Source organism: Actinomyces sp. Marseille-QA0893 (assembly GCF_976954355.1).
Window position 1 is genome coordinate 126,299 of record NZ_CDRJSY010000006.1, and the last position, 20,885, is coordinate 147,183.

Consider the following 20,885-nt stretch of genomic DNA (forward strand, 5'->3'; position numbering starts at 1 on the left):
CGCTCTTGTGCGCAGCGGTTTAGCTCTCAGCGGTGCGGGGCGTTGAAAGATCAGCGGGATTATCGTTCTCGATCGGTTCTTCTTTTTCTTCGCGAGCATCGAGTTCTTCGCGAAGATCAGCCATCATGTCGCGAATCTCTGATCGCACGAAGTCGCGGGTCGCCACGTCCTGAAGAGCGATACGCAGCGCTGCAATTTCTCGGGTCAAATACTCGGTATCAGCGAGGTTGCGTTCAGCGCGTTGACGATCTTGTTCTGCTTGCACGCGGTCGCGGTCATCTTGACGATTCTGTGCAAGAAGAATCAGGGGAGCTGAGTAGGACGCCTGCGTGGAGAAAGCCAGGTTCAGCAAGATGAATGGGTAGGGATCCCAGGCGTACTTCTCTGAAACCTTGTAGAGCACAACGTTTGCGGCGATCCACGTCACGACGAAGATCGTCATGTACAAGATGAACTTCGGCGAACCCATAAAACGGGCCGTGGCCTCGGCGAACTGACCGAAACCATCACCGGAGGAACGGCGACGAAAAAGTTTAAACTTCCGCTCGCTCGGGGTATCAAGACGATCAGCCATCAATACTCCTTGCCATTACTCGGTCAGTGACATCGTCATCCCAGTCGCGCCAGTCGCGGGGAAGAAGCTCATCCAAGACATCGTCAACGGACACGGCGCCCAAGAGGTGACCATCTTCATCAACAACGGGAAGAACGGTGAGATTGTACGTTGCGAGCAGACGTGTCACGGTCGCAACGTGCGCGTTCGGAGAGAGCTTATCCAAATCCGTGTCCATGATCGTTCCCAAGAGAGTGTTGGGAGGTTCGCGAAGAGCACGCTGGAAATGGACCGCACCAAGATATTGCCCGGTTGGGGTCTCTAAGGGAGGCCGTGCGATGAAGGTTGCTGCAGCCAAAGAAACAGGGAGGTCAGATCGTCGAATCGAGGCCAGCATCTGCGCCACGGTCGCGTCGGGTCCGAGAATCACCGGTTCGGTTGTCATCAGCGAACCCGCCGTTGATTCCTTGTACGCCATCAATCGGCGCACGTCCGCGGCCTCATCCGGTTCCATCAAGGACAGAAGGGATTGAGCTGTTTCAACTGGGAGTTCGGCGACAAGGTCGGCGGCATCATCGGGCTGCATGACGTCCAAAACATCGGCGGCTCGGCCTGCTTCCAACTGGGAGAGGATCGACACGCGGTCATCGTCGCCGAGTTCCTCAAGGACGTCGGCCAGACGCGAGTCGGGGAGTTCGGCGGCGACTGCAAGCTGGCGATCGGCGGGAAGATCATGGATGAAGTCCGCAAGGTCCGCGGGCTTCATGTCTTCGGTCTGTTGAATAAGCGCTGTTGCGGCCTGGTTTGAGTCAGTCTTGAGGAGCGAAGAAACTTCGTCCACGCCGACCGTCATGGTGGTTCCGCCGCGCTTGAATCCCAAGGTGGTCGTGCGGATACGTTGGACGTGGAGGGTCGAGATAATCCAGTCACGAGGCCGGCGCTGCTGCATTGCGACATCAAGAATCTTGACTGTGCCGCTTCCGTCATTCATGGTCACTTCGCGGTCGAAGAGCTCGGTGATAACCAGGGTTTCAACGGGACGCTGGGTGAAGGAACGAATATTGAGCAAGCCGGTGGTGATCACTGAGCCTGCTTCGATCGCAGTAACTCGCGTAAAGGGGAGGAATACGCGCTTTCGAGGGCCGACCTCGACAACGAAGCCAATAACATTCGCTGTTGAGTTCAATCGGAAAGTCACCACGACGTCATGAATGACTCCCACTTTTTCGCCTAGTGGGTCAAAGACGCTCGTTCCGGCAAGTTTGCCGATAAAGACACGACGTCCTGTTGTTCCGACGTTTAAAGGTGCACTGCTCACTTGGTCAGTTTATCCCCACAGCGAACTTCTTACCCGCCCATCCATCTTGAGTTCTCGCTACGATGGCAGAACAAGGAAAGGGAAAACATGAGTGTACCTGTCAATGGAGTTGTGCGGAGAAACGGTGGCGGACGGCTGCCCGATGGCACGGAAGTTGCCTCCTACGGCTCCTATGAAGAGGCCCTTGCTGCGCTTGAGGTTCTGGCCAGCAATGATTTCGAAGTCGAACAGGTCAGCGTCGTTGGAACCGACTTGTATTCGGTAGAACGAATCATGGGACGCGTCACCTGGGCGCGTGCAGTCTCCTCTGCAGTGATGAATGGTGCGCTCTGGGGCGCAATGATCGGTATTGTGCTTTCAATCAACCAGGGAAACACCATGGTGTGGGTGGGGGCATGCATGCTTGCAGGTGCCTTCATGACCGCATGCCTGAGCACGTCCCTTTTCTTCATGCGCAGGCGCCGACGCGATTTTTACTCTCAATCCCAAGTGGTTGCTGGGCGCTACGCAGTCATCATTGCGAAAGCTGCGGGTTCGGATCGCATTCGTGAGGCATTCGAGCTATTGCAAAAGACCCAGGGCAATCAGATGCGTCCGCGTCGGGTGCGCACGGCCCGCGAGACTAGTGGCCCCACGGAATACGGATCGCGCCCGGATGAACAGCCGCGTTTTGGAGTGCGTCTTTCTCAAGCAGCGGATGTACCGCAGGAACAGGCACAGCCCACGGCCTCGTCAGACCAAGGCAAAACAGAGGGTGCTCCCTCAGATTCCTCTGAAGAAGCACCCCGGCCCGATTCTCAGGACTGAAAGCTAGGCGCGCTGCTGCGCCTGTCGGATCCATTCCTCAACATCGGCGATCTTTCGAGGAATATCCTCTGACATTCGGGTGACGCTTCCATCGGCGTTGACCAGAACATCGTCCTCAATGCGCACGCCGATTCCGCGGAATTCTTCCGGGATAGCCATGTCGTCGGCGCGGAAGTACAGGCCGGGCTCAATCGTGAAGCACATTCCGGGCTGCAAGAACGCATCCTGGTACATTTCGCGGCGCGCCTGAGCGCAGTCGTGGACGTCCAATCCCAGGTGGTGGCTGGTGCCGTGGGGCATCCAGCGACGGTGCTGTTGGCCTTCGGGGGAGAGTGATTCTTCGGGGCTCACAGGCAGAAGTCCCCATTCCTCAAGGCGTGCGGCGATAACCTTCATTGCGGCATCGTGAACATCGCGGAAGCGTGTTCCCGGTTGGTTCGCGCGCTCGAGTGCGGCCTCGCAGGCATCCAAAACCGCCTGATAGACCTTCGCCTGAGTGGGGGAGAAGGTTCCATTGACGGGGAGTGTGCGGGTGATATCCGCGGTGTAAAGAGAATCAACCTCGACGCCAGCGTCGACCAGAACCAGGTCGCCTTCGTTCACGGGACCGTCGTTATCGATCCAGTGGAGAGTATTCGCGTGGTTTCCCGAGGCCGCGATAGTGTCGTAGCCCAGACCGTTGCCTTCTTCGCGTGCGACCGCTCCGAAAGCGCCTTCGATCACGCGCTCGCCACGATGGTGTCCCACCGCTCGGGGGAGTGCGCGCAAGATGTCCTCAAAACCAGCCTTCGTAATCTCGATTGCACGACGAAGCTCAGAGATTTCAAACTCGTCCTTGCATAGGCGAATCTCGGAAAGGTGTTCTTCAAGCGCATCATCGCTTTCAGCTGCATCTCCGCCGAAGGGGAGGCCTGCTTGGAGGCGCACTTCGTTGACCATCGCTTCGACGGCCTCGTCAACGTTACGGACCACGCGAAGACGAACGCTTCCCGCGTCCTTAGCCAGTGCATCACGCAGAGTGTCGATGTGCTCGCAGCGCAGCCCGGTTTCTGTTGCGACTTCCTCGAGCGAGGGGCGTGCGCCCACCCAGAACTCGCCGTAGCGCGAATCAGAGTAGAACTCCTGCGAGGAACGCGAGGTTCGGGGCTTAAAGAAAAGCACGGCCTCGTGACCACCGGAGGGGAGAGGCTCCAAAACGATCACGGAATCGGGTTCGCGTTCTTGGCCCAGACCCGACAGGTGCGCGAAAGCAGAGTACGCGCGGAAACGGTAGGTGCAGTCGTTCGAGCGGACCTTGTAGGTGCCCGCAGGGATGACGAGGCGTTCGCCGGGGAAAGGCTCGCCCGCTGCTACGGCGCGCGCGGGAAGATAATCGGCGACGGGTGCTCGCGTGATCCCTGCATCGGGACGGGGACCCCAGTTTGAGCCCATGAACTCGCGGAAAGCATCCGATGACGGGCGGCGCGAACGGTTGTTCACGCGCTCGGCCAAGGTGTCGGCCGATTCTTGGTTAGAAGTGGTATCACTCGTATTCATGGTGCCATGGTCTCACTTTCACAGCGGGGCATGCTAGGGGGACCGTATCCTAAAAGCATGAGCAGGATCGATCTTCACACGCATAGTGCGTATTCGGATGGAACCGATACCCCGGAAGAACTGATGCACAAGGCCCGCGAGGCGGGTTTGGACGTTGTCGGTCTGACCGATCACGATACCTACGCGGGGTGGGACGAGGCTGCCGCTTGCGTTGAGTCCACCGGGGTTGCGTTGGTTCGCGGTGTCGAATTGTCGTGTGCGCGCGAAGGAATCACTGTGCACCTCTTGGGTTACCTTCCCGATCCGACGAACGAGGCCTTGCTTTCCGTCCAGCGCCGCGCTAATGAGTCACGCCTGACGCGCGCGCAAAGAATGGTCGAGAGAATTTCGAAAGACTACCCAATCACCTGGGAGCAGGTTCAGTCTCTGGCGCCCGATGGGGGACCGGTTGGGCGTCCACACATTGCTGATGCCCTTGTTGCGATCGGTGCTTTCCCTGATCGCAGTGCGGTTTTTGTTAAGGCTTTGCATCCCTCAAGCCCCTATTTTGTTATGCATTGGGCGCCCGATCCTATTGACGCGGTTGAGCTGGTGCGTGCTGCGGGGGGCGTTCCGGTTTTGGCTCATCCTCGCGCCCGTGCACGTCAGCGGCTCTTGCCTGAAGAAGTCATTGACATGATGAAAGAAGCGGGTCTGTTCGGTATTGAACGTGATCACCGAGATCACGGGGATGAGGACCGTGCGGATGTCGATAGAATTGCCCGTCGTTTGAAGCTGGAAGTCTTTGGTTCATCTGACTACCATGGGCGAGGCAAACCGAATCGGCTTGGAGAAAACCTTACGGATCAGTCGGTTCTGAACAAACTCGAAGAGGAAGCGTTTTTAGAGGTCTTGCGCCCATGAATATTGGCTCTGTTGTGGACGTTACGGTACTGCTGACGACTTTTGCGACCCTGATTGTCATTTTGGACCCGATGGGCTTGATGCCCGTGTTCTTGGCATTGACGTCAAAGTTCTCGCCTAAAGCGCAGCGTAAGGCAGCCGTCCAGGCATCCCTGGTGTCTTTCGGCGTGATTTTGGCTTTTGCTTTCTTGGGGCAGCAGATTCTTCGAGCTCTGCAGATCTCGATGGAGTCCTTAAAGCTCTCCGGAGGTGTGCTCCTCTTCTTAGTTGCGATGGAGCTCTTGACCTCGAGCGATATGGACCAACCGGATACGGGCGATGACGCTGTGAACGTGGCGCTCGTTCCCCTGGGTATTCCTCTGCTTGCCGGTCCCGGTGCGATCGTCGCCGTCATGGTGTCCATGGCTCAGGCGCATACGACGGGATCCATTGTTGCGGTGGTTCTGGCAGTGGTTGCGACACATGTCGTCATCTGGGCATCAATGCGCTTCTCGCTTGAGCTTTCTCGTCTTCTTGGAACCGGCGGAATCCTCTTGCTCACTAAGATCTCCGGTGTGCTTCTTGCCGCAATTGCAACCGAACTGGTCATGGGTGGAGTTTTCGACTTCATCAAGAATGCTGGGATTGTCAAGTAGGGTCGGTTGACAAACAGCAGAGGACTTTAATCTCGCTACCATGCGAAAGCCTGCAGTAGGCTTGTCCCAGTGCTACCGGTAGTACTGAGTCAATCGCAAGGAGAGATTTTATGAGCCGGTCCCTAGAGGAACAGCTAAAGTCGCAGGTTCGAGCGGTCTCTGGACGCCCTGAACGAGTCTCAACCGAGATGGAAGCATGGCAGGGACTATCTGCAGCGATTATTGATCGCATCGCTGATCGTTGGCATGCAACAGAGCGCACCTACGCAGTGGGGCGCATGGAACACTACTTTTCAGCAGAATTCCTGATGGGCCGAGCGCTCTTAAACAATCTTTCCAACCTTGGAATGGTTGACGAGGCCCGCGAGGCCTTGGCGGCACTGGGCAAGGACCTGTCTGTGGTCTTGGAAGAAGAGCCCGATGCTGCGCTGGGTAACGGTGGCCTTGGCCGACTGGCTGCGTGCTTCCTGGATTCGTGTGCAACCTTGGATCTGCCGGTTGCTGGCTACGGTATTTTGTACCGCTACGGTCTGTTCAAGCAGCTTTTTGATAATGGCTTCCAGACTGAGCATCCCGACCCCTGGATGGAAGAGGGCTACCCCTTCGTCATTCGCCGCGAGGAAGAACAGCGCATTGTTCGCTACGCGGATCTGACTGTCCGCGCCATTCCTTATGACATGCCGATTACCGGCTATGGTACGAAGAACGTCAATACGCTGCGCCTGTGGAAGGCTGAGCCCATGGAGGACTTCGACTACGATGCCTTCAATTCTCAGCGTTTCACCGATGCAATCGTTGATCGTGAACGCACCATGGATATTTCCCGTGTGCTGTACCCCAACGATACGACCTTCGAAGGTAAGGTCCTGCGCGTGCGCCAGCAATACTTCTTCTGCTCGGCTTCACTGCAGGCAATCGTTGATAACTACGTCGCAGAACACGGCGATGACCTGCGCGGCTTTGCACAGTTCAATGCTGTTCAGCTCAATGACACGCACCCGGTTCTCGCCATCCCCGAGCTCATGCGCATCCTGATGGATGAGCATGGCCTCGGATGGGAAGAAGCATGGGAAGTTGTCTCCCATACTTTCGCGTACACGAACCACACGGTCTTGGCTGAAGCTCTGGAGACCTGGGACATTCACATCTTCGATCGTCTCTTCCCCCGTATTTCTGAAATCGTTCGCGAGATCGATCGTCGTTTCCGTCTGGACATGTCCGAGCGTGGCGTTGATGGCGCAACCATCGACTACATGGCTCCCGTCTCGGGCAACACTGTCCGCATGGCGTGGATTGCCTGCTACGCCTCGTACTCAATCAACGGCGTGGCTGCACTGCACACTGAAATTATCAAGCGTGAGACGCTCAAAGAGTGGTACGCGATTTGGCCCGAGCGCTTTAATAACAAGACCAATGGCGTGACTCCACGTCGTTGGCTCAAGCAGTGCAACCCGCGCCTGGCGGCCCTCCTTGACGAGGTCACCGGATCGGATCGCTGGGTGACCGATCTTGACGAGCTTGCGAAGTTTACTGATGCAGGAAATTCTGACCTGTACGCGCGCTTGTCTGAGATCAAGCACCAGAACAAGGTTGATTTTGCCGCGTGGGTGAAGGCTCGTGAGGGTGTCGAGATTGATCCCGATGCAATCTTCGATGTTCAGATCAAGCGTCTGCACGAGTACAAGCGTCAGCTGCTCAATGCCTTCTATGTGCTGGATTTGTACTTCCGTATCAAGGACAATCCTGCTCTGGATGTTCCTAAGCGCGTGTTCGTTTTCGGTGCGAAGGCTGCCCCCGGCTACATTCGCGCGAAGGCGATTATCAAGCTGATTAACACCATTGCTGACCTGGTCAATAACGATCCGGACATCAATGGCCGCATCAAGGTCGTCTTCGTCCATAACTACAATGTCTCGCCCGCCGAGCACATCATTCCTGCTGCGGATGTTTCCGAGCAGATCTCGATGGCCGGTAAGGAAGCCTCGGGCACGTCCAACATGAAGTTCATGATGAACGGCGCGCTGACCCTGGGCACGCTGGATGGCGCGAACGTTGAGATTCTCGAGGCCGTGGGGGAAGAGAACGCTTACATTTTCGGCGCAACCGATGATGAGCTTCCCGAGCTTCGTCGCCACTACGATCCTCGCTGGCACTACGAGAATGTGCCTGGCTTGAAGCGCGTGATCGATGCTTTGACCGATGGAACCTTGAATGATTCCAACTCCGGTTGGTTCCATGATCTGCGTTGGTCGCTTCTGGAATCGGGATATGAGCCTGCTGACGTCTACTACGTCTTGGGTGACTTCGCTTCCTACCGTGAAGCAAAGGACCGTATGGCGCAGGATTACCGTGACCAAGAGGCTTGGGCGCGCAAGGCTTGGGTCAATATCACGCGTTCCGGTCGTTTCTCTTCTGACCGTACGATCAGCGATTACGCTCGCGAGGTTTGGCACATTAGCGCCGAGCCGATTGCGTGAATGTGTAACATGCGGCCTTTCAGAGGCTGAATGTATGGCTTAATGCCGTAACGCCCCGTTGGGATTTTCCCAACGGGGTGTTTGCTGTCCTTCGTTTTCCGATCAAACTGTATTACTGTGTTGACACAGTTTCGATAGTGTGGCACTGTATTAGTGTATTAATACAGATAGACAGGAGGGATACATCGATGCGCATCGATGACACCCGTCCAATCTGGATCCAATTAGCTGATTCGTTCCGCGGTCGTATTACCGACGGTACGTGGAAACCTGGCGAAAAGATCCCCTCCGTGCGTGATCTCGCGATCGAGGCAGGCACCAATCCCAATACCGTTCAGCGAGCTCTGAGTGCGCTTGATGAAGAAGGACTGACGGTCCCGAAACGGACCGCAGGACGCTTCGTCGCAACTGATGAGCGTGCTCTGCATGCTCTGCGGAAGAACGACGCGCATCTTGCGGCAGACGCCTACATTCGCGCATGTCGCTCACTGGGAATCGATCTGGATGCTGCCAAAACTCTGATCAATCAACGTTGGGATGTCACGGAGAAGTAGCCAAGGAGGCATACTCATGACCACACAAACTGAGCGGTCAAGGCGTGCGGGGCACGGCCTCGTCCACGTTGATCACCTCACGAAGCATTACCGGAAAACGCCGGCTCTACGGGACTACTCGCTCTCACTGGATGCCGGGCACATCGTCGGTCTGATGGGTCCCAACGGATGTGGGAAGACCACGCTGCTGAAAATCCTTGCAGGAGTGCTGAATGATTACCAAGGACAGGTGAGTATCGACGGGCATAAACCCGGAATCGGTACAAAATCTATTGTTTCGTACTTGCCTTCGGCAGCATTCCTTAACGGCGAATGGACCGTGGAGCGTGCGATTAACATCTACTCGCGTTTCTTTGCTGATTTTGAACCGGAAAGAGCGCGAACCATGGTTGATTTCTTTAAACTCCCCGAGGGGCGACCACTCAGTGAGATGAGTAAGGGAATGGGGGAGAAGCTTCAAATCAGCCTGATCATGGCGCGCAAAGCGAAGGTTTTCTTGTTGGACGAGCCGATTAGTGGGGTAGATCCGGCAACTCGCGACATTATCCTCGAGGGGATTTTGCGTGAGTTTGATCCCGAGTCGCTCCTCATCATGTCCACCCACCTGATTTCGGATATCGAACATTTCGTTGACTATGCGCTCTTCATGAAAGAGGGACAGGTTCTTCTTCAAGGAGATGCGGATGATCTGCGTGCAACGCGAGGGGACTCTTTAGATGCGATTTTCAGGAAGGAATACCGCTGATGTTCGGGAAAATGCTGTCTTATGAAATCGGTAGTCGCCTGCGCACTGATCTTCGTCAAATGGGGACCGCTATTGCGATCCTTGCCGTGACGGTCGGTGTTGTCGCAAGTGGAGTCCCGGGACTGAGCGGGACAATGACCATGTTTGGTTACCTGATGTGCGTAGCGATTCCTGTGGGTGCAGCGATCAGTGGAATGAGTGACTACTGGAAGACTCTGTACGGACAACAGGGGTACTTCACCATGACTCTGCCCGTGTCAGGCGCCGTGATCTACTGGGCAAAGGTCAGCCGAATGATCATCGAATTCCTCATCGCGCTTGCCTTAGCCATCGGCGGAGGCATTGCAGTTGCGTGGGCGGCGGCATGGAGTCAGGGCATCACCCTCGCCGACTACACTGCTGGCCCACGTTCGCTATTTGCGATTTTTTCGACTCTGGTGCTCGTGGTTTTGTTTATTACCTGGATCGTTTCGTGTATTGCGCTGATTCTTCAGGTCTGTGCGGTCATGAGTATTGCGGCCGAAGGGCGCTTCAACCACATGGGCTTCGGTGCGGTGGCTATCGGATTGCTCCTGACCTACATCGTTGACCAGGTTTTGAGCGGAATTGGAACCTTCTTCATGCCCTTCTCAATGACTCTCGACGGCCATTTCAGTACCGAGGTTATGTGGACGTCATATCGCGCGACTTTGGGAACTGATGGGTATCCCAATGTTTGGGGAATGGGAGCGTGCATTTTGGTTCCTCTCTTTGCACTATTCCTAGCAGTGTGGGCCTCGCGCTCAATTGAAAGGCGCACGTCTTTGCGATGAACTGAGGGCGCGTCCTGCCCTTCCCATGGGGTGTCACATCTGATTATTCGGAGCTGTATCCGCATCCAAGCGGTACAGCGCTCGCGAAACGGGTGTGGCGCCCCTTGGCGTATGAGGACGGCTAAGCGCGATGGGTGGCCTGTATCCTTGAAAGCAGACTGCGCAATTGTTGGAGGCTGCGATGGTATTCACGACTGTTATCTCGTCTTTTGTTCAGCTCTCACTTGCACTTGTTATTCCGGTTGCATGGTGGGCTGTGACAACGCGCAGGTGTGTTGAGTTCGCAACGTGGATTGGCCTCGTCGTGCCCGAGTGGAAAGCAGCGCGCCAGCGTCTTGTGCTTGCGCTCATGGTATGGGCCGCTGTCGCCGTGCTTTCAGTCGCGCTTCTTTCCTCGGCTGCTGGCGGGACAGCCTCCTCACGCTTCGCAGGTAGCGGGATCTATGGAGCGATAGCGGTCCTCTTCTACGCCTTCATTCAGACCGGCCTATCGGAAGAGATCCTCTTTCGAGGGTTCCTTGGAAAGAAGCTGAGCGAAAAGTTCGGATTCAGAGTTGGAAACACAGTGCAGGCCGTGGTCTTCGGTCTTGTACATGTGGTTCTGCTTTCCTCAGCGTTCACCCTGTTCCCACTTATTGGCGTGGGAGTGCTGACTGCGGTCAGTGGCTGGATTATGGGTTGGGTGAACGAAGAGGCGGCAGGCGGTTCCATTCTTCCCAGTTGGATGATGCATTCCCTTGCCAACCTCCTCGTTGGTTGGGGAGCGGTCTTCGGGTTTCTTGCCTAAGGGATAATTCTGTGGATACCGCTGCGCTTTTCCGCGGGCGACTGGGTACCGTTAAACCTAGATGACACTCCTTCTATCGCCGCGAGGTGCAGGCGAAATACTCAAAGGAAGCCGAATGGTCGTTGACATGAATACGGGTCAGCCGAACTTCTCCGCGACTCCTCAAAACCCTGATTTGCTCAGATGGGTTGGGATTCAAGTCGCAGTTGTCGTGCTCGCTTGGCTCATTGGCATGATCGTTCGCCGTTTCTTGGCCTCGCGAATGACGATGTCCACTGCCTCGGCAACCTTGACCGGCATGCTTGGTGTGTGGGCTGGACTGCTCTTTGCCGGCTGGATTTTCTCAAGCTCTGATATGTGGCGCCCGGCCATGATTGCTGTCGCGGCCGTGGTTTCCCTCCTTGTCGTCACTGTCTGCGCTCTCATCGTCGCCTATCTGCACCCGCGTCCCGGCCTTGATCCGATTGCTGACGTTGCCGCGCGAGGCGAATCCGATACGCGCGAATTCAAGTCCAGCGCACGCTGGAATATGCGTACCCAGCAACGGGATGATGCGATGGAGACCGTCATTGCCAAGACTGTTGCTGCCTTCATGAATTCCGGCGGAGGAACGCTCCTCATCGGTGTTGATGATGATGGAAAGCTCATCGGTTTAGGCCCGGACTATGCGACATTGAAGAGTCCTGACGCTGATCGTTTTGAACTGTGGATTCGCGACCTGTGGGGGCAACGCCTCGGAACTAACGCGGCTGCGCTGCCAAGCATCGATTTCGCTCCAGCCACGGATCCCCAAGAAGGCTACGAGGCTCAGGAAGTCTGCCGCGTGACCGTTCCTCCCAGCCCGAGGCCGGTGTACCTCCTCGGTCCCAAAGGTAAGGGGGCGCCGGAGCTGTGGGTTCGCGTGGGTAACTCAACGCGGCGCCTCGAAGTTTCAGATGCGGTTGAGTACATTACCCACCGTTGGCCTTCCAGCGTGCGCACGACCTTGTGGGGGCGTATTCGCATGTTCTTCTTCACTAGGGGAGGGCGCCGTGAACGTCCCGCCGCTCTTCCGCGTTTCGTTCAGCGGGTGTTGACGGATTCGGAGGAGTAAGACCCCTCAAAGGGCAGCTTTAATAAAAACGTATAAACTATGTTTTATTAGAAGCTGTTGCTCAGGCGCTTCATTCAGTCGCCGAGCCCCACGAAAGGGATCTCATGATCGAACCTAATTCCGACCTGCCCGAATTCGAACTTCGTGATGTTTCTGCCGAGAAGGCTCAGGAGCCTGCTCAGAGCACTGGTGGATGCGGTTGCGGTTGTGATCACGGTGCTCAGCTTCCGCGATTGGATGCACGTCCCTTCCCACCTCGCCTGCGTCACCCCGCAATCCTAGGTGCTGTTTCTTCTCTGAATGTTGGCGAGGCGATGGAACTGGTCGCGCCTCATGTGCCAACGCCCTTGCTCAACCAGATCGACATGATGCTGGAAGGCGAGTTTGCCTACGAACTGCTTGCCGTTAGCGATGAAGGTGCGATCGTCAAGATCACCCGCGTTGGCTGAGCAGAATATATAAACTGCTCGCCCCGATGGCGCGCCCAGGTTCAAGACCACGGGATCGCGCAGAGAGGTGTCGGGGGAGAGGGTACCTTCAAGACGCTATTCTTGAAGAATAACGTTCACGTGGAGGTCGGAATGCGCAAAACTCTCCCCAACGACATCAAAGAAATCCTCGCAAGCGGGGACGTCGAGGCCGTGGCTGAGGCAGTGAAAAACTGCGAGATTGGCGCATACCTGCGGAGCGAATACGGAAAGCCCAAACTCTTGCACCTCCTCTGCTCGCAAGAGATTGTCGAGTTCTTGGTCGCCCGAGGCGAGGACATCAACTGTCGCAATGAACGCGGACAAACTCCCATTCACTCCCGCGTCAAGCAACGTCGACCCGATCTGATCCCCGGTCTCATTGCCCTTGGCGGTGACATCAATGCCCGGGATAACACGGACCAAACTCCGTTGTTCGGCGCTGTCGAACGCCTGGACGCGCCCGAGGTGGAACAGATGATCCAATGGGGCGCTGACCCTACTCTTGATGCGCATTCAAAAATCTATGGGGACTACACGCTGACGAAGTACGCGCTCAGTTGGTACAACTTGTTTGATTCCCCCAGAATCTTGCGTGTTTTCAAGGTTTTACGTGCTCATGGCGCACACCCAAGCGGCGAGGAATACAAAGCTCTTCAAGCCATGGATAAAGATCGCTGCTCGATCATCGCCCACAACCCTGAAGATGCCAGCAACCCCCGCTTCCTCGAAGCCGCGGAAGCCTTGCGACAGCTGTGCGAAATGTTCGGCGTCGCTCAGCAAGTTGCGCGTCCCGCCCCAAGCGTTGGAGAAAAGCTCGAGCTCGATCCTTCGAAGAGCTGGAAGAAACTTTCCAGCGAACTCTGGGACTTGCTCGTTCCACTTGATAATCAGGCCGAGACACTCCAAGGTGAAGCCATCAGGATCACGGGTAAGGTCGCCTACGAGGTCTACGACAACGGCGGCATTAACTGGGAACCGACTTTTAACGCGCTCCTCAAGCAATTCCTCGAGATCATTTCCTCTCAGGTCCCCCTCAGCGCAGACGAGCTTGCGCGCGCCAAGAAAGCAGTGGGAGATCTTCGCGGTGGAAAATCAACCGAGGCCAGCGATGTCCTGAGGGAAGCCGCTGTTCACTGGGTGCTTGCCAATCCTGTCTTACGCGCGAACACCTTGCCTTTCCTCGGCCGGTAGACGCGCGCCTTACTCCTCGCTGCCCTTACGACGGCGCACCCGCTTACGTGGTGCAGGCGAGTGCTCACCGCGACCACGGCCCTTCGTTCCGCGGTCGGAGCGCCCCTGCTTTCCAGGATTCATCGTCTGATCGCCATCCTTGCGGCTGCGGCGCCTGCTTCGGTTACCCTCGCCAGAGCGGGAGGACGTGCGAGCACCTGAGCGGCCTCGGCCTCGTCCACGGCGGGAAGGAGCGCCCAAATCCTCAAGCTTTTCGGCGCCAAGTCCCTCGCGCGTACGCTTCGCACGAGGCAGACGCCCGGTAACATCCTCGGGAATATCCAAGTCCGTATACAGGTGCGGCGAGGTGTGGTAGGTCTCCAGAGGTTCGGGAACTCCCAAGCCCAGCGCCTTCGAAATCAATGACCAGCGCGGGACATCGTCCCAATCCACGAAGGTCACGGCTGTGCCAGAATTTCCCGCGCGACCGGTGCGACCAATGCGGTGGATGTAGACCTTCTCGTCCTCGGGGCACTGGTAGTTGATGACGTGGGTGACATCGTCAACGTCGATGCCACGCGCGGCAACATCGGTTGCAACCAAAACATCGACCTTGCCATTACGGAAAGCACGCAGAGCCTGCTCACGTGCACCCTGGCCCAAGTCGCCGTGAAGGGCGGCAACCGCGAAACCGCGCTCGCTGAGCTCGTCGGCAACGCGCGCAGCCGCACGCTTAGTACGACAGAAAATCACAGCGCGACCGCGGCCTCGTGCCTGCAAGATACGCGCAACGATCTCGGTCTTGTTCATGGCGTGAGCGCGGTAGATCACCTGCTGGACCGTGTTGACGGTCTGGCCCTGATCGTCAGGATCTTGCGCGCGGATATGGGTCGGCTGGGTCATGAACTTACGGGCCAGCGTGATCACCGGGCCGGGCATGGTTGCCGAGAAAAGCATCATGTGACGGTCCGCGGGAATACGTGAAAGCAAAGTTTCCACGTCCGGGAGGAAGCCCAGGTCAAGCATCTCGTCGGCCTCGTCAAGGACAACGTTTTCCACGCCGTTCAGGTGCAGCACACCTTGACGGAGCAAATCGATCAAACGCCCGGGGGTACCGACGACGATATCCGCTCCTCGCTTGAGTGCCTCAATCTGTGGTTCAAAAGCAACGCCGCCGTAGATGTCAACGATGCGCGTCGACAGGTGCGAGGCTGCCGCCCGGAGATCTTCGGCCACCTGCTTGGTGAGCTCACGGGTCGGCAAAATGATGAGTGCCTGCGGCATATTCGGATTGAGAAGGTCCTCGTAGCCCTCTTCATCCGGGGCGATGACGTCTTCCAAGACGGGGATGCCGAATCCCAGAGTCTTACCGGTACCGGTCTTGGCCTGACCGATGATGTCGTGGCGATCCAGTGCGACGGGAAGGGTCAGGGCCTGGATGGGGAAGGGGTGGGTGATGCCGCGTTCTTCAAGCGCATCAACGATGGGGTCACTGACCCCGAAATCAGCGAAAGACTTCGCTTCGAAAGTTTCATTTCCCGAGTTCGTAATATCGGGGGTGGTCTCTTCCTCAGTGGAAGGGGCAGCAATCGCGCCAAGACGAACAACGCCGGCGGAGTACTCAGAAGGTGAAGTCACAATCAACCTGTCCTGGGGAAAACCCCGTTGAGAATTGCAGCCGATCGCGGTCTTCTTGTGGGCACTTGCCCGGGAAACTTTTCTCGCGTGCGATCGGTCAGCACTGTCTTTTTCATTGTACGAGGTTGACAAGGTTTGTCCGAAGAGGAACCCGTCACGTTTGCGTGATGTAGTGTTATGCCATGGAACGCACCTATGAACCTGTGGCGGACAGCGACGCGGAAGTCGTCGGTCTGATCGCGTATTCGATTTTGGCTGCAATGACTCGCCTGGCAAAGGATAGCGACCAGGCTCCGACCTTCGAAGCGAAGGTGGAACACGCACGCATGGCCACGCGTGTTTTCGAGACTTTTACTCAGGTTGAGACGTGGTGTACTCACCGTGGAATGGATTTGTCTACGTATGCGCGAGCCTACGACGGACTCTATGACGACCTCGATGCCCGCACGCGCCCGAAGACATGGCATGAGCGTTCCATTAAAACCTATGTGACCTTGGGGGTCCTTGGTGGTTTCCTGCGCGAGATCGCTTCGCGAAAGAATCTTTTCCCCGGAGCGAATTGGGATCTTGAGCAGGGGGAGTGGGTGCGCGAGAACCTTGCCCCCATTTTCGAGGCCGACGAGCAGCTTGCGGCGAGGCTGTCCTTGTGGGCGCGTCGGGTCGCCGGAGAAGTTTTGGGTTTGGTGCGTTCAACGATGTTTATGCACCCGGACCTATCGCTGTCACCCGAAGACTCAGACACCATTGCTGAAGTGCTGAGCAGTGAACATGCTGAACGAATGAAGGAAATCTACCTGCGTGCCTAGGGCAACAGGTGGACTTGTGAAGAAATAAACGCGCGGCTTCTCAGTGAATGGCGAAGCCGACGCGGTGGCTTTGCTGCGCCGTGACGCGCACGAAGGAAATTGCCTGCGCGGGGATGAGTGTCTTCTCTCCCTTAGTGTCGGTCAGGAGTAGCGGCGTTTGAGCGCGGAGGGCTTCACTCACTTGAGCGAAGAGCTCGTCTTCACTGAGGTTTACCTCCAGGTCGAGCTCGCGCGGACTTGCATTGATACCGATCGTAATGTTCACTGCGACTCCCAGATGTTATGGATCGAATGGTCTTCTGTGTCCTCATAGTACGTGCAGGTGGGGGAGAGGGCCTGCTATTTCTGCAAGAGCGTAATTGTGGGGTGGGTCGAAGCGTTGTCGCGGTTTAGTATCTAAGTGGTTAGTATGTGGGGTTGTGTTGAAAATAGTGCGAGAAGCGGCAGCTATCGGGTTGTGTCGACGAGTTGTTTTGTGTTCTGGCGGTAAAGCTTAAAGTTGAATCTACTCGAAAGGTGAACGATGTCTTTTCCTCCTTATCCGCAGGAAATGCCCGTTGAGGGGGTTTATTCGACTGTTCCTCCTCAAGGACAATTTGGAGTAGCACCTGTAGTTAAACCCTTATCTCCCCTTGCTATCACCGCACTCGCGTTGGGAATTATTTCTCTTCTCCTGTTCTGGGTTCCGGCTCTTAAATATCTGATTTTAATTCTGGCCCTTATTGCTACAGTCGTTGCGATTCTCGCTGTCGTTCAGACACGCCCGGATGCGACTCACCGCGGCTCCAGTATGGCAATTGCTTCACTGGTGATTTCGACTCTCACTATTGCTGCTGTTTTGGGAGGCCAAGCTATGTATTCGAAGGCTAATGGTGAGGCCGCTGGGACATCTTCTGTATCGCCGCAAGCTTCCAAAGCTGGTGCGACCTCGGATGTTGTTCAGCTGGAGAACGGTAAGGTCACGATTGAGGTGAAGAAGGTCGAGGAGTCGGTAGATGACAGTGACGGTGAACCAACAGTTGCTGTGACCTTAAAGATCACAAATAACGACACAAGCAGTTTGAATCCTTTTGCATACTATATTGAGGTATCCCAAAACAAGGCTGAGCTCGATAGTGCGGTTTATTCCGATGATCTAAAGCCTGAAGGATACGAGCCTTTTGCTGACTTGGAAGAGGTCCCAGCTGGTAAAAGTGTGACCCTTGTGGAAGGGTATGTTCTTCGCGATGCAGCTGCTCCAGTTACGCTGATGATTGACAGCACTATCTCTTCAACAAAGGCATTCAAAAAGGAATATTCACTTCAGTAAAGGGTAAGCCCTCACTTTGAGTATGACTGCCAGAATGTGCCCCCGAAGCTTCCGCTTCGGGGGCACATTTTTCCCAATTTCGGCGTGAAGCCAAAAGTTGGCTCCAAATGCACATGGCCTCTGTCAGAATCACTATATGGGTAACAAACAGGTACGGATAGAGATTGGCTCGGGATTTTCCGGCCTTCCTCACCTCGATGATCATCAGCGTGCACTCCTCCAACGCATGATGAGCTCTGACGCTGTACTTCGTGGTGCCCCCGGAAGTGGAAAGACCACACTCCTGCTCAGCGCAGTCGCAGAGCTCGCTCGACAGAGACGCAGCTTCCTTGTACTCACTCCTGACCGTTCGCGGGCCGATGCACTGATGCCAGCTGTCCAAAGTATGGCTCCCGATGCTGTTCGTCCTGTGCGCACGCCCACAGCTTGGGCGTATTCCATCGTTTCTCAGTGGCGCAATACGCGTGACGAACCTCTGGGGGACGTTGAACTGCTCACCGGTGCAAGCATCGATCGTCTGATCACGCAGCTTCTTGAGACAACGACCCTCAACTGGCCAGAAGATCTCGCTCAAACTATTCAAGCGCTGCCCGCTTTTAAAATGGAACTGCGCTATCTCATTGATCTTGCTGCCGAGGCAGGGCTCGCTCCCGACAGCCTTACCGAACTTGGAAAAACCCATGCAATCCCGCAATGGGAGACCGTCGCATTCCTCCTGCGCAAATGGCAAGAGATCCCCGAACTTGCAGTGGAATACCGTGGAACAATGCAAGCTCATGGCGCTGCCCTTGGTCGCAGTGCAGCGCGACTGCTTTCGCGCTGGGATCAAGACATTGAAACTTTGCGGCTCCGCAGCGAAACACCACTACCGCAGTGCATCCTCATTGATGATCTGCAGGATTGCACGCCTTCGCTTCTCCCACTGCTTCAAAGCGCGCGCCAATACGGCACCCAGATCATTGCTTTTTCCAATCCGGACGTATCTGTGACCGCTTATAAGCGCGGTTATGCAAACCTCGACCTCGACCTCGCCAAAGTTCTCGGTGTCGACATTGACGATTGTGGCGGAAGCTATCATTCAACTCCGCAACTGCATGAACTGAATCTCCAGATCAGTTCGAATATCACCCAATCCGGTCCAATTTCTCGGCGTTTGGCCCCATTCCTCGGAGGAACAACAGATACAGAAACCCCGGTACGAATCCACTCCTGTGCAAGCTCAGCACAGATGGGTGCGGCAATCGGCTACGCCTTGCGATCCCACCATCTTCACGACGATATTCCCTGGTCCCGCCAACTTGTTCTTGTCCGCTCTCAGTCCCTCATTCAACAGGCGCGAAGGGCTCTCAAGCGGAGCTATATTCCCCTCGCCGGAGGACAACAAGCCTTCGACTTTGCCGCCAACTCAATGACATCGGCACTACTGACATCGCTGATTCCGCACAGTGACAGCGCAGCCCAGCTCATCGACCTGTGGCTTCGCTCCGACCTTATTTCAATCGATACGCTTCACGTCAGATCAGCAATTCAGAACTACGTGTGGGCGCACAGTGAAACTGTCCGCGACGGAGTCCTCTCACAGCATTTAACAACAGACATGCTTTCTCGGATCCTCGCGGATTCCGATTCTCTGCCACACCATGTCGAAACAGAACTACGCAAACTACTTACGGCCTCGTCCCTGTGGAAAGAAAGCACAGGACTGAGCGCAGAAGAAGGCCTATGGAAGGCCTGGGAGACGGCAGACGTTGCCCAAGCCTTGAGCGATAGAGCGCTCGCGCAAGATGCCGATTCCGACTATTACGACGACATCCTCGACGCGGTGATTGCGCTTTTCCGTGTCGCAGACATCTGGCAGCAGCGCAACCCGCAAGGAAACGCCGCAGACTTCGCAGCCGAGCTGCTCCAATCTGATGTCCCCATCGACACAATCGCGCGAACAGCACTTCGCCGTGAAGGCGTTCACGTGCTCACCCCAGAACAAGCAATGGGGAAACACTGGGACGCTGTTGCAATCTATGGACTCCAAGACGGCTCATGGCCGGATTTACGCCTCGGGCACCGGCTGTTGCGGGGTGACCTCCTCACGGAGATTCTCCGCCTCGATTCTGCCGGAAACGAAAGCGCTCCCAGCGAAACAACGCCTCTTCTTGACGATCCACGCATTCAACGTCGAGCCATTCTGGATAATGAACTGCGCCGCTTGCTTGCCGCAACGTCAAGGGCAACGCGCTTTCTCCACGTCGGCGTCGTCTCGAATGAGGACCAAGCTCCTTCACAGTTCGTCGAGCTCATCGCGAAGGCAAGTGGAATCGAGATCCCTGAAGAAGGATTTGCGCCTGAGGAAGTTCCTCCGTCTCTAGACCTATCGGGCCACGTTGCGCGGTTGCGATTCCTTGCAACTCAAGAAGACGACCAAACTCGTGAACTCGCGGCCAATCTTCTTGCTCTACTCGCCCAGCGCGGCGTTCACAGCGCTCAGCCGGACAAATGGATCGGTGCAGGGGGAATCAGCTCCGATAGCGCAATTTATGGACAAGAGAACGTCTCCATCAGCCCGTCCAGCTTCGACACTGCACGTGCGTGTATTTTGCGTTGGTTTTTCTCGGCAAACAGTGGCTCATCGGTGCCCACACAAAGCGCTTCCGATGGGACACTCATCCACAGCCTCGCCGAGCGGTTCCCGCATGGACCAAAACAAGCCGTTGTCAAGGCTCTCGAAGAAGAAATCCAAGCGATGGATCTGGACGAAGAACCTGCAGCAACCAAGATTCATCTCAACCATCTCCGTGACATGGCTTCCGCGCTGGGGGAGTACCTAGAAGGTGCCACAGGCGAAGTACGCGTCGAAGTCCCCTTCGATGTTCCCGTATCAAGCGTGAACATTCGTGGCCGGATGGACCGATTAGAGGTCAGCGGTGAAGGCGCGCGGATCATCGACTTCAAGACCGGGAAAAAGGGTGCAAAAGGCAAAATTAATACCGATCCCGACCACCCGCAATTGGCTCTGTATCAATTGGCTGCAGAAGAACTCGGCTACACGATCATCGACGCTGAACTGAAATACCTCGGATACGGAGATGTTCGGACAATCCTCCAAGAGCCACTCGATGACGACAGTAAAAATGACTGGATCAACCAGCTCGACGAGGTCGCTTCACGGATGCGAGGCCCGCACTTTATAGCCACGCCCTCAAACGAAACATGCAAATACTGCGAATTCACCAGATCCTGCCCGGCGAAGGACCAAGGGAAGAGGAGCGTCGAGTAAC

The 20,885-nt window shown here is 56.1% G+C and carries 19 protein-coding genes; 14 read left to right on the forward strand and 5 right to left on the reverse strand.

Features of this window, described 5'->3' with window-relative positions; genetic code table 11:
* Nucleotides 1–19 precede the first annotated feature (19 nt).
* The gene (locus tag ACWNMW_RS07975; protein WP_448750596.1) at nucleotides 20–574 is read right to left on the reverse strand and encodes a DUF1003 domain-containing protein; all 555 of its coding nucleotides are present in this window, start codon (nucleotides 572–574) and stop codon (nucleotides 20–22) included.
* Entirely contained in the window at nucleotides 567–1,871 is a 1,305-nt protein-coding gene (locus ACWNMW_RS07980) for a magnesium transporter MgtE N-terminal domain-containing protein (protein WP_449490583.1), read from the reverse strand. The genes ACWNMW_RS07975 and ACWNMW_RS07980 overlap by 8 nt, the downstream gene beginning before the upstream one ends.
* Nucleotides 1,872–1,958: 87 nt before the next feature.
* Here ACWNMW_RS07980 and ACWNMW_RS07985 point away from each other — a divergent pair, with 87 nt between their 5' ends.
* The gene (locus tag ACWNMW_RS07985; RefSeq protein ID WP_295893153.1) at nucleotides 1,959–2,678 is read left to right on the forward strand and encodes a general stress protein; all 720 of its coding nucleotides are present in this window, start codon (nucleotides 1,959–1,961) and stop codon (nucleotides 2,676–2,678) included.
* A 3-nt stretch (nucleotides 2,679–2,681) separates the two neighbouring features.
* Here ACWNMW_RS07985 and ACWNMW_RS07990 read toward each other — a convergent pair whose 3' ends face one another.
* A complete protein-coding gene (locus ACWNMW_RS07990) occupies nucleotides 2,682–4,214 on the reverse strand; it encodes an aminopeptidase P family protein (RefSeq protein WP_449490584.1) in 1,533 nt (510 codons plus the stop codon).
* Nucleotides 4,215–4,271: 57 nt separating this feature from the next.
* Here ACWNMW_RS07990 and ACWNMW_RS07995 point away from each other — a divergent pair, with 57 nt between their 5' ends.
* From ACWNMW_RS07995 to ACWNMW_RS08040, 10 genes are all read left to right on the forward strand, one after another.
* Nucleotides 4,272–5,117, forward strand: a complete 846-nt coding sequence (locus ACWNMW_RS07995; protein WP_449490585.1) for a PHP domain-containing protein — start codon at nucleotides 4,272–4,274, stop codon at nucleotides 5,115–5,117.
* On the forward strand, nucleotides 5,114–5,752 hold the full coding sequence (locus tag ACWNMW_RS08000) for a MarC family protein (RefSeq protein ID WP_034501780.1): 639 nt from the start codon (nucleotides 5,114–5,116) through the stop codon (nucleotides 5,750–5,752). Before ACWNMW_RS07995 ends, ACWNMW_RS08000 begins: the two co-directional genes overlap by 4 nt.
* Nucleotides 5,753–5,862: 110 nt before the next feature.
* A complete protein-coding gene (locus ACWNMW_RS08005) occupies nucleotides 5,863–8,229 on the forward strand; it encodes a glycogen/starch/alpha-glucan phosphorylase (protein WP_449490586.1) in 2,367 nt (788 codons plus the stop codon).
* A gap of 188 nt (nucleotides 8,230–8,417) precedes the next feature.
* A complete protein-coding gene (locus tag ACWNMW_RS08010; protein WP_448750591.1) occupies nucleotides 8,418–8,783 on the forward strand; it encodes a GntR family transcriptional regulator in 366 nt (121 codons plus the stop codon).
* A gap of 16 nt (nucleotides 8,784–8,799) precedes the next feature.
* Entirely contained in the window at nucleotides 8,800–9,528 is a 729-nt protein-coding gene (locus ACWNMW_RS08015; protein WP_449490587.1) for an ABC transporter ATP-binding protein, read from the forward strand.
* Nucleotides 9,528–10,340: a hypothetical protein gene (locus ACWNMW_RS08020; RefSeq protein ID WP_448750589.1), complete on the forward strand. Its 813-nt coding sequence runs from the start codon at nucleotides 9,528–9,530 to the stop codon at nucleotides 10,338–10,340. The genes ACWNMW_RS08015 and ACWNMW_RS08020 overlap by 1 nt, the downstream gene beginning before the upstream one ends.
* 181 nt (nucleotides 10,341–10,521) lie before the next feature.
* The gene (locus ACWNMW_RS08025; RefSeq protein WP_449490588.1) at nucleotides 10,522–11,127 is read left to right on the forward strand and encodes a CPBP family intramembrane glutamic endopeptidase; all 606 of its coding nucleotides are present in this window, start codon (nucleotides 10,522–10,524) and stop codon (nucleotides 11,125–11,127) included.
* Between the two features lie 127 nt (nucleotides 11,128–11,254).
* Nucleotides 11,255–12,220: an AlbA family DNA-binding domain-containing protein gene (locus ACWNMW_RS08030; RefSeq protein WP_449490612.1), complete on the forward strand. Its 966-nt coding sequence runs from the start codon at nucleotides 11,255–11,257 to the stop codon at nucleotides 12,218–12,220.
* Nucleotides 12,221–12,324: 104 nt separating this feature from the next.
* Nucleotides 12,325–12,669, forward strand: coding sequence for a DUF2249 domain-containing protein (locus tag ACWNMW_RS08035; protein ID WP_449490589.1), 345 nt, complete (start codon nucleotides 12,325–12,327; stop codon nucleotides 12,667–12,669).
* Nucleotides 12,670–12,801: 132 nt separating this feature from the next.
* Complete coding sequence (locus ACWNMW_RS08040) at nucleotides 12,802–13,881, forward strand: ankyrin repeat domain-containing protein (protein ID WP_449490590.1); 1,080 nt, start codon at nucleotides 12,802–12,804, stop codon at nucleotides 13,879–13,881.
* 9 nt (nucleotides 13,882–13,890) lie between these two features.
* On the opposite strand, the gene ACWNMW_RS08045 is transcribed toward ACWNMW_RS08040, so the two are convergent.
* Nucleotides 13,891–15,498, reverse strand: coding sequence for a DEAD/DEAH box helicase (locus tag ACWNMW_RS08045; protein ID WP_449490591.1), 1,608 nt, complete (start codon nucleotides 15,496–15,498; stop codon nucleotides 13,891–13,893).
* A gap of 182 nt (nucleotides 15,499–15,680) precedes the next feature.
* Between ACWNMW_RS08045 and ACWNMW_RS08050 the strand changes: the two genes are divergently transcribed.
* Nucleotides 15,681–16,304, forward strand: a complete 624-nt coding sequence (locus tag ACWNMW_RS08050; protein ID WP_449490592.1) for a ferritin-like fold-containing protein — start codon at nucleotides 15,681–15,683, stop codon at nucleotides 16,302–16,304.
* Between the two features lie 40 nt (nucleotides 16,305–16,344).
* Here the strand turns inward: ACWNMW_RS08050 and ACWNMW_RS08055 are convergent, their stop codons facing one another.
* Nucleotides 16,345–16,569, reverse strand: coding sequence for a DUF3107 domain-containing protein (locus ACWNMW_RS08055; protein ID WP_034501760.1), 225 nt, complete (start codon nucleotides 16,567–16,569; stop codon nucleotides 16,345–16,347).
* Nucleotides 16,570–16,827: 258 nt separating this feature from the next.
* Here ACWNMW_RS08055 and ACWNMW_RS08060 point away from each other — a divergent pair, with 258 nt between their 5' ends.
* Both ACWNMW_RS08060 and ACWNMW_RS08065 read left to right on the forward strand, forming a co-directional pair.
* A complete protein-coding gene (locus tag ACWNMW_RS08060; RefSeq protein ID WP_449490593.1) occupies nucleotides 16,828–17,613 on the forward strand; it encodes a DUF5067 domain-containing protein in 786 nt (261 codons plus the stop codon).
* Between the two features lie 136 nt (nucleotides 17,614–17,749).
* Nucleotides 17,750–20,884, forward strand: a complete 3,135-nt coding sequence (locus tag ACWNMW_RS08065; protein WP_449490594.1) for a PD-(D/E)XK nuclease family protein — start codon at nucleotides 17,750–17,752, stop codon at nucleotides 20,882–20,884.
* The last annotated feature ends 1 nt before the right edge of the window (nucleotide 20,885 follow it).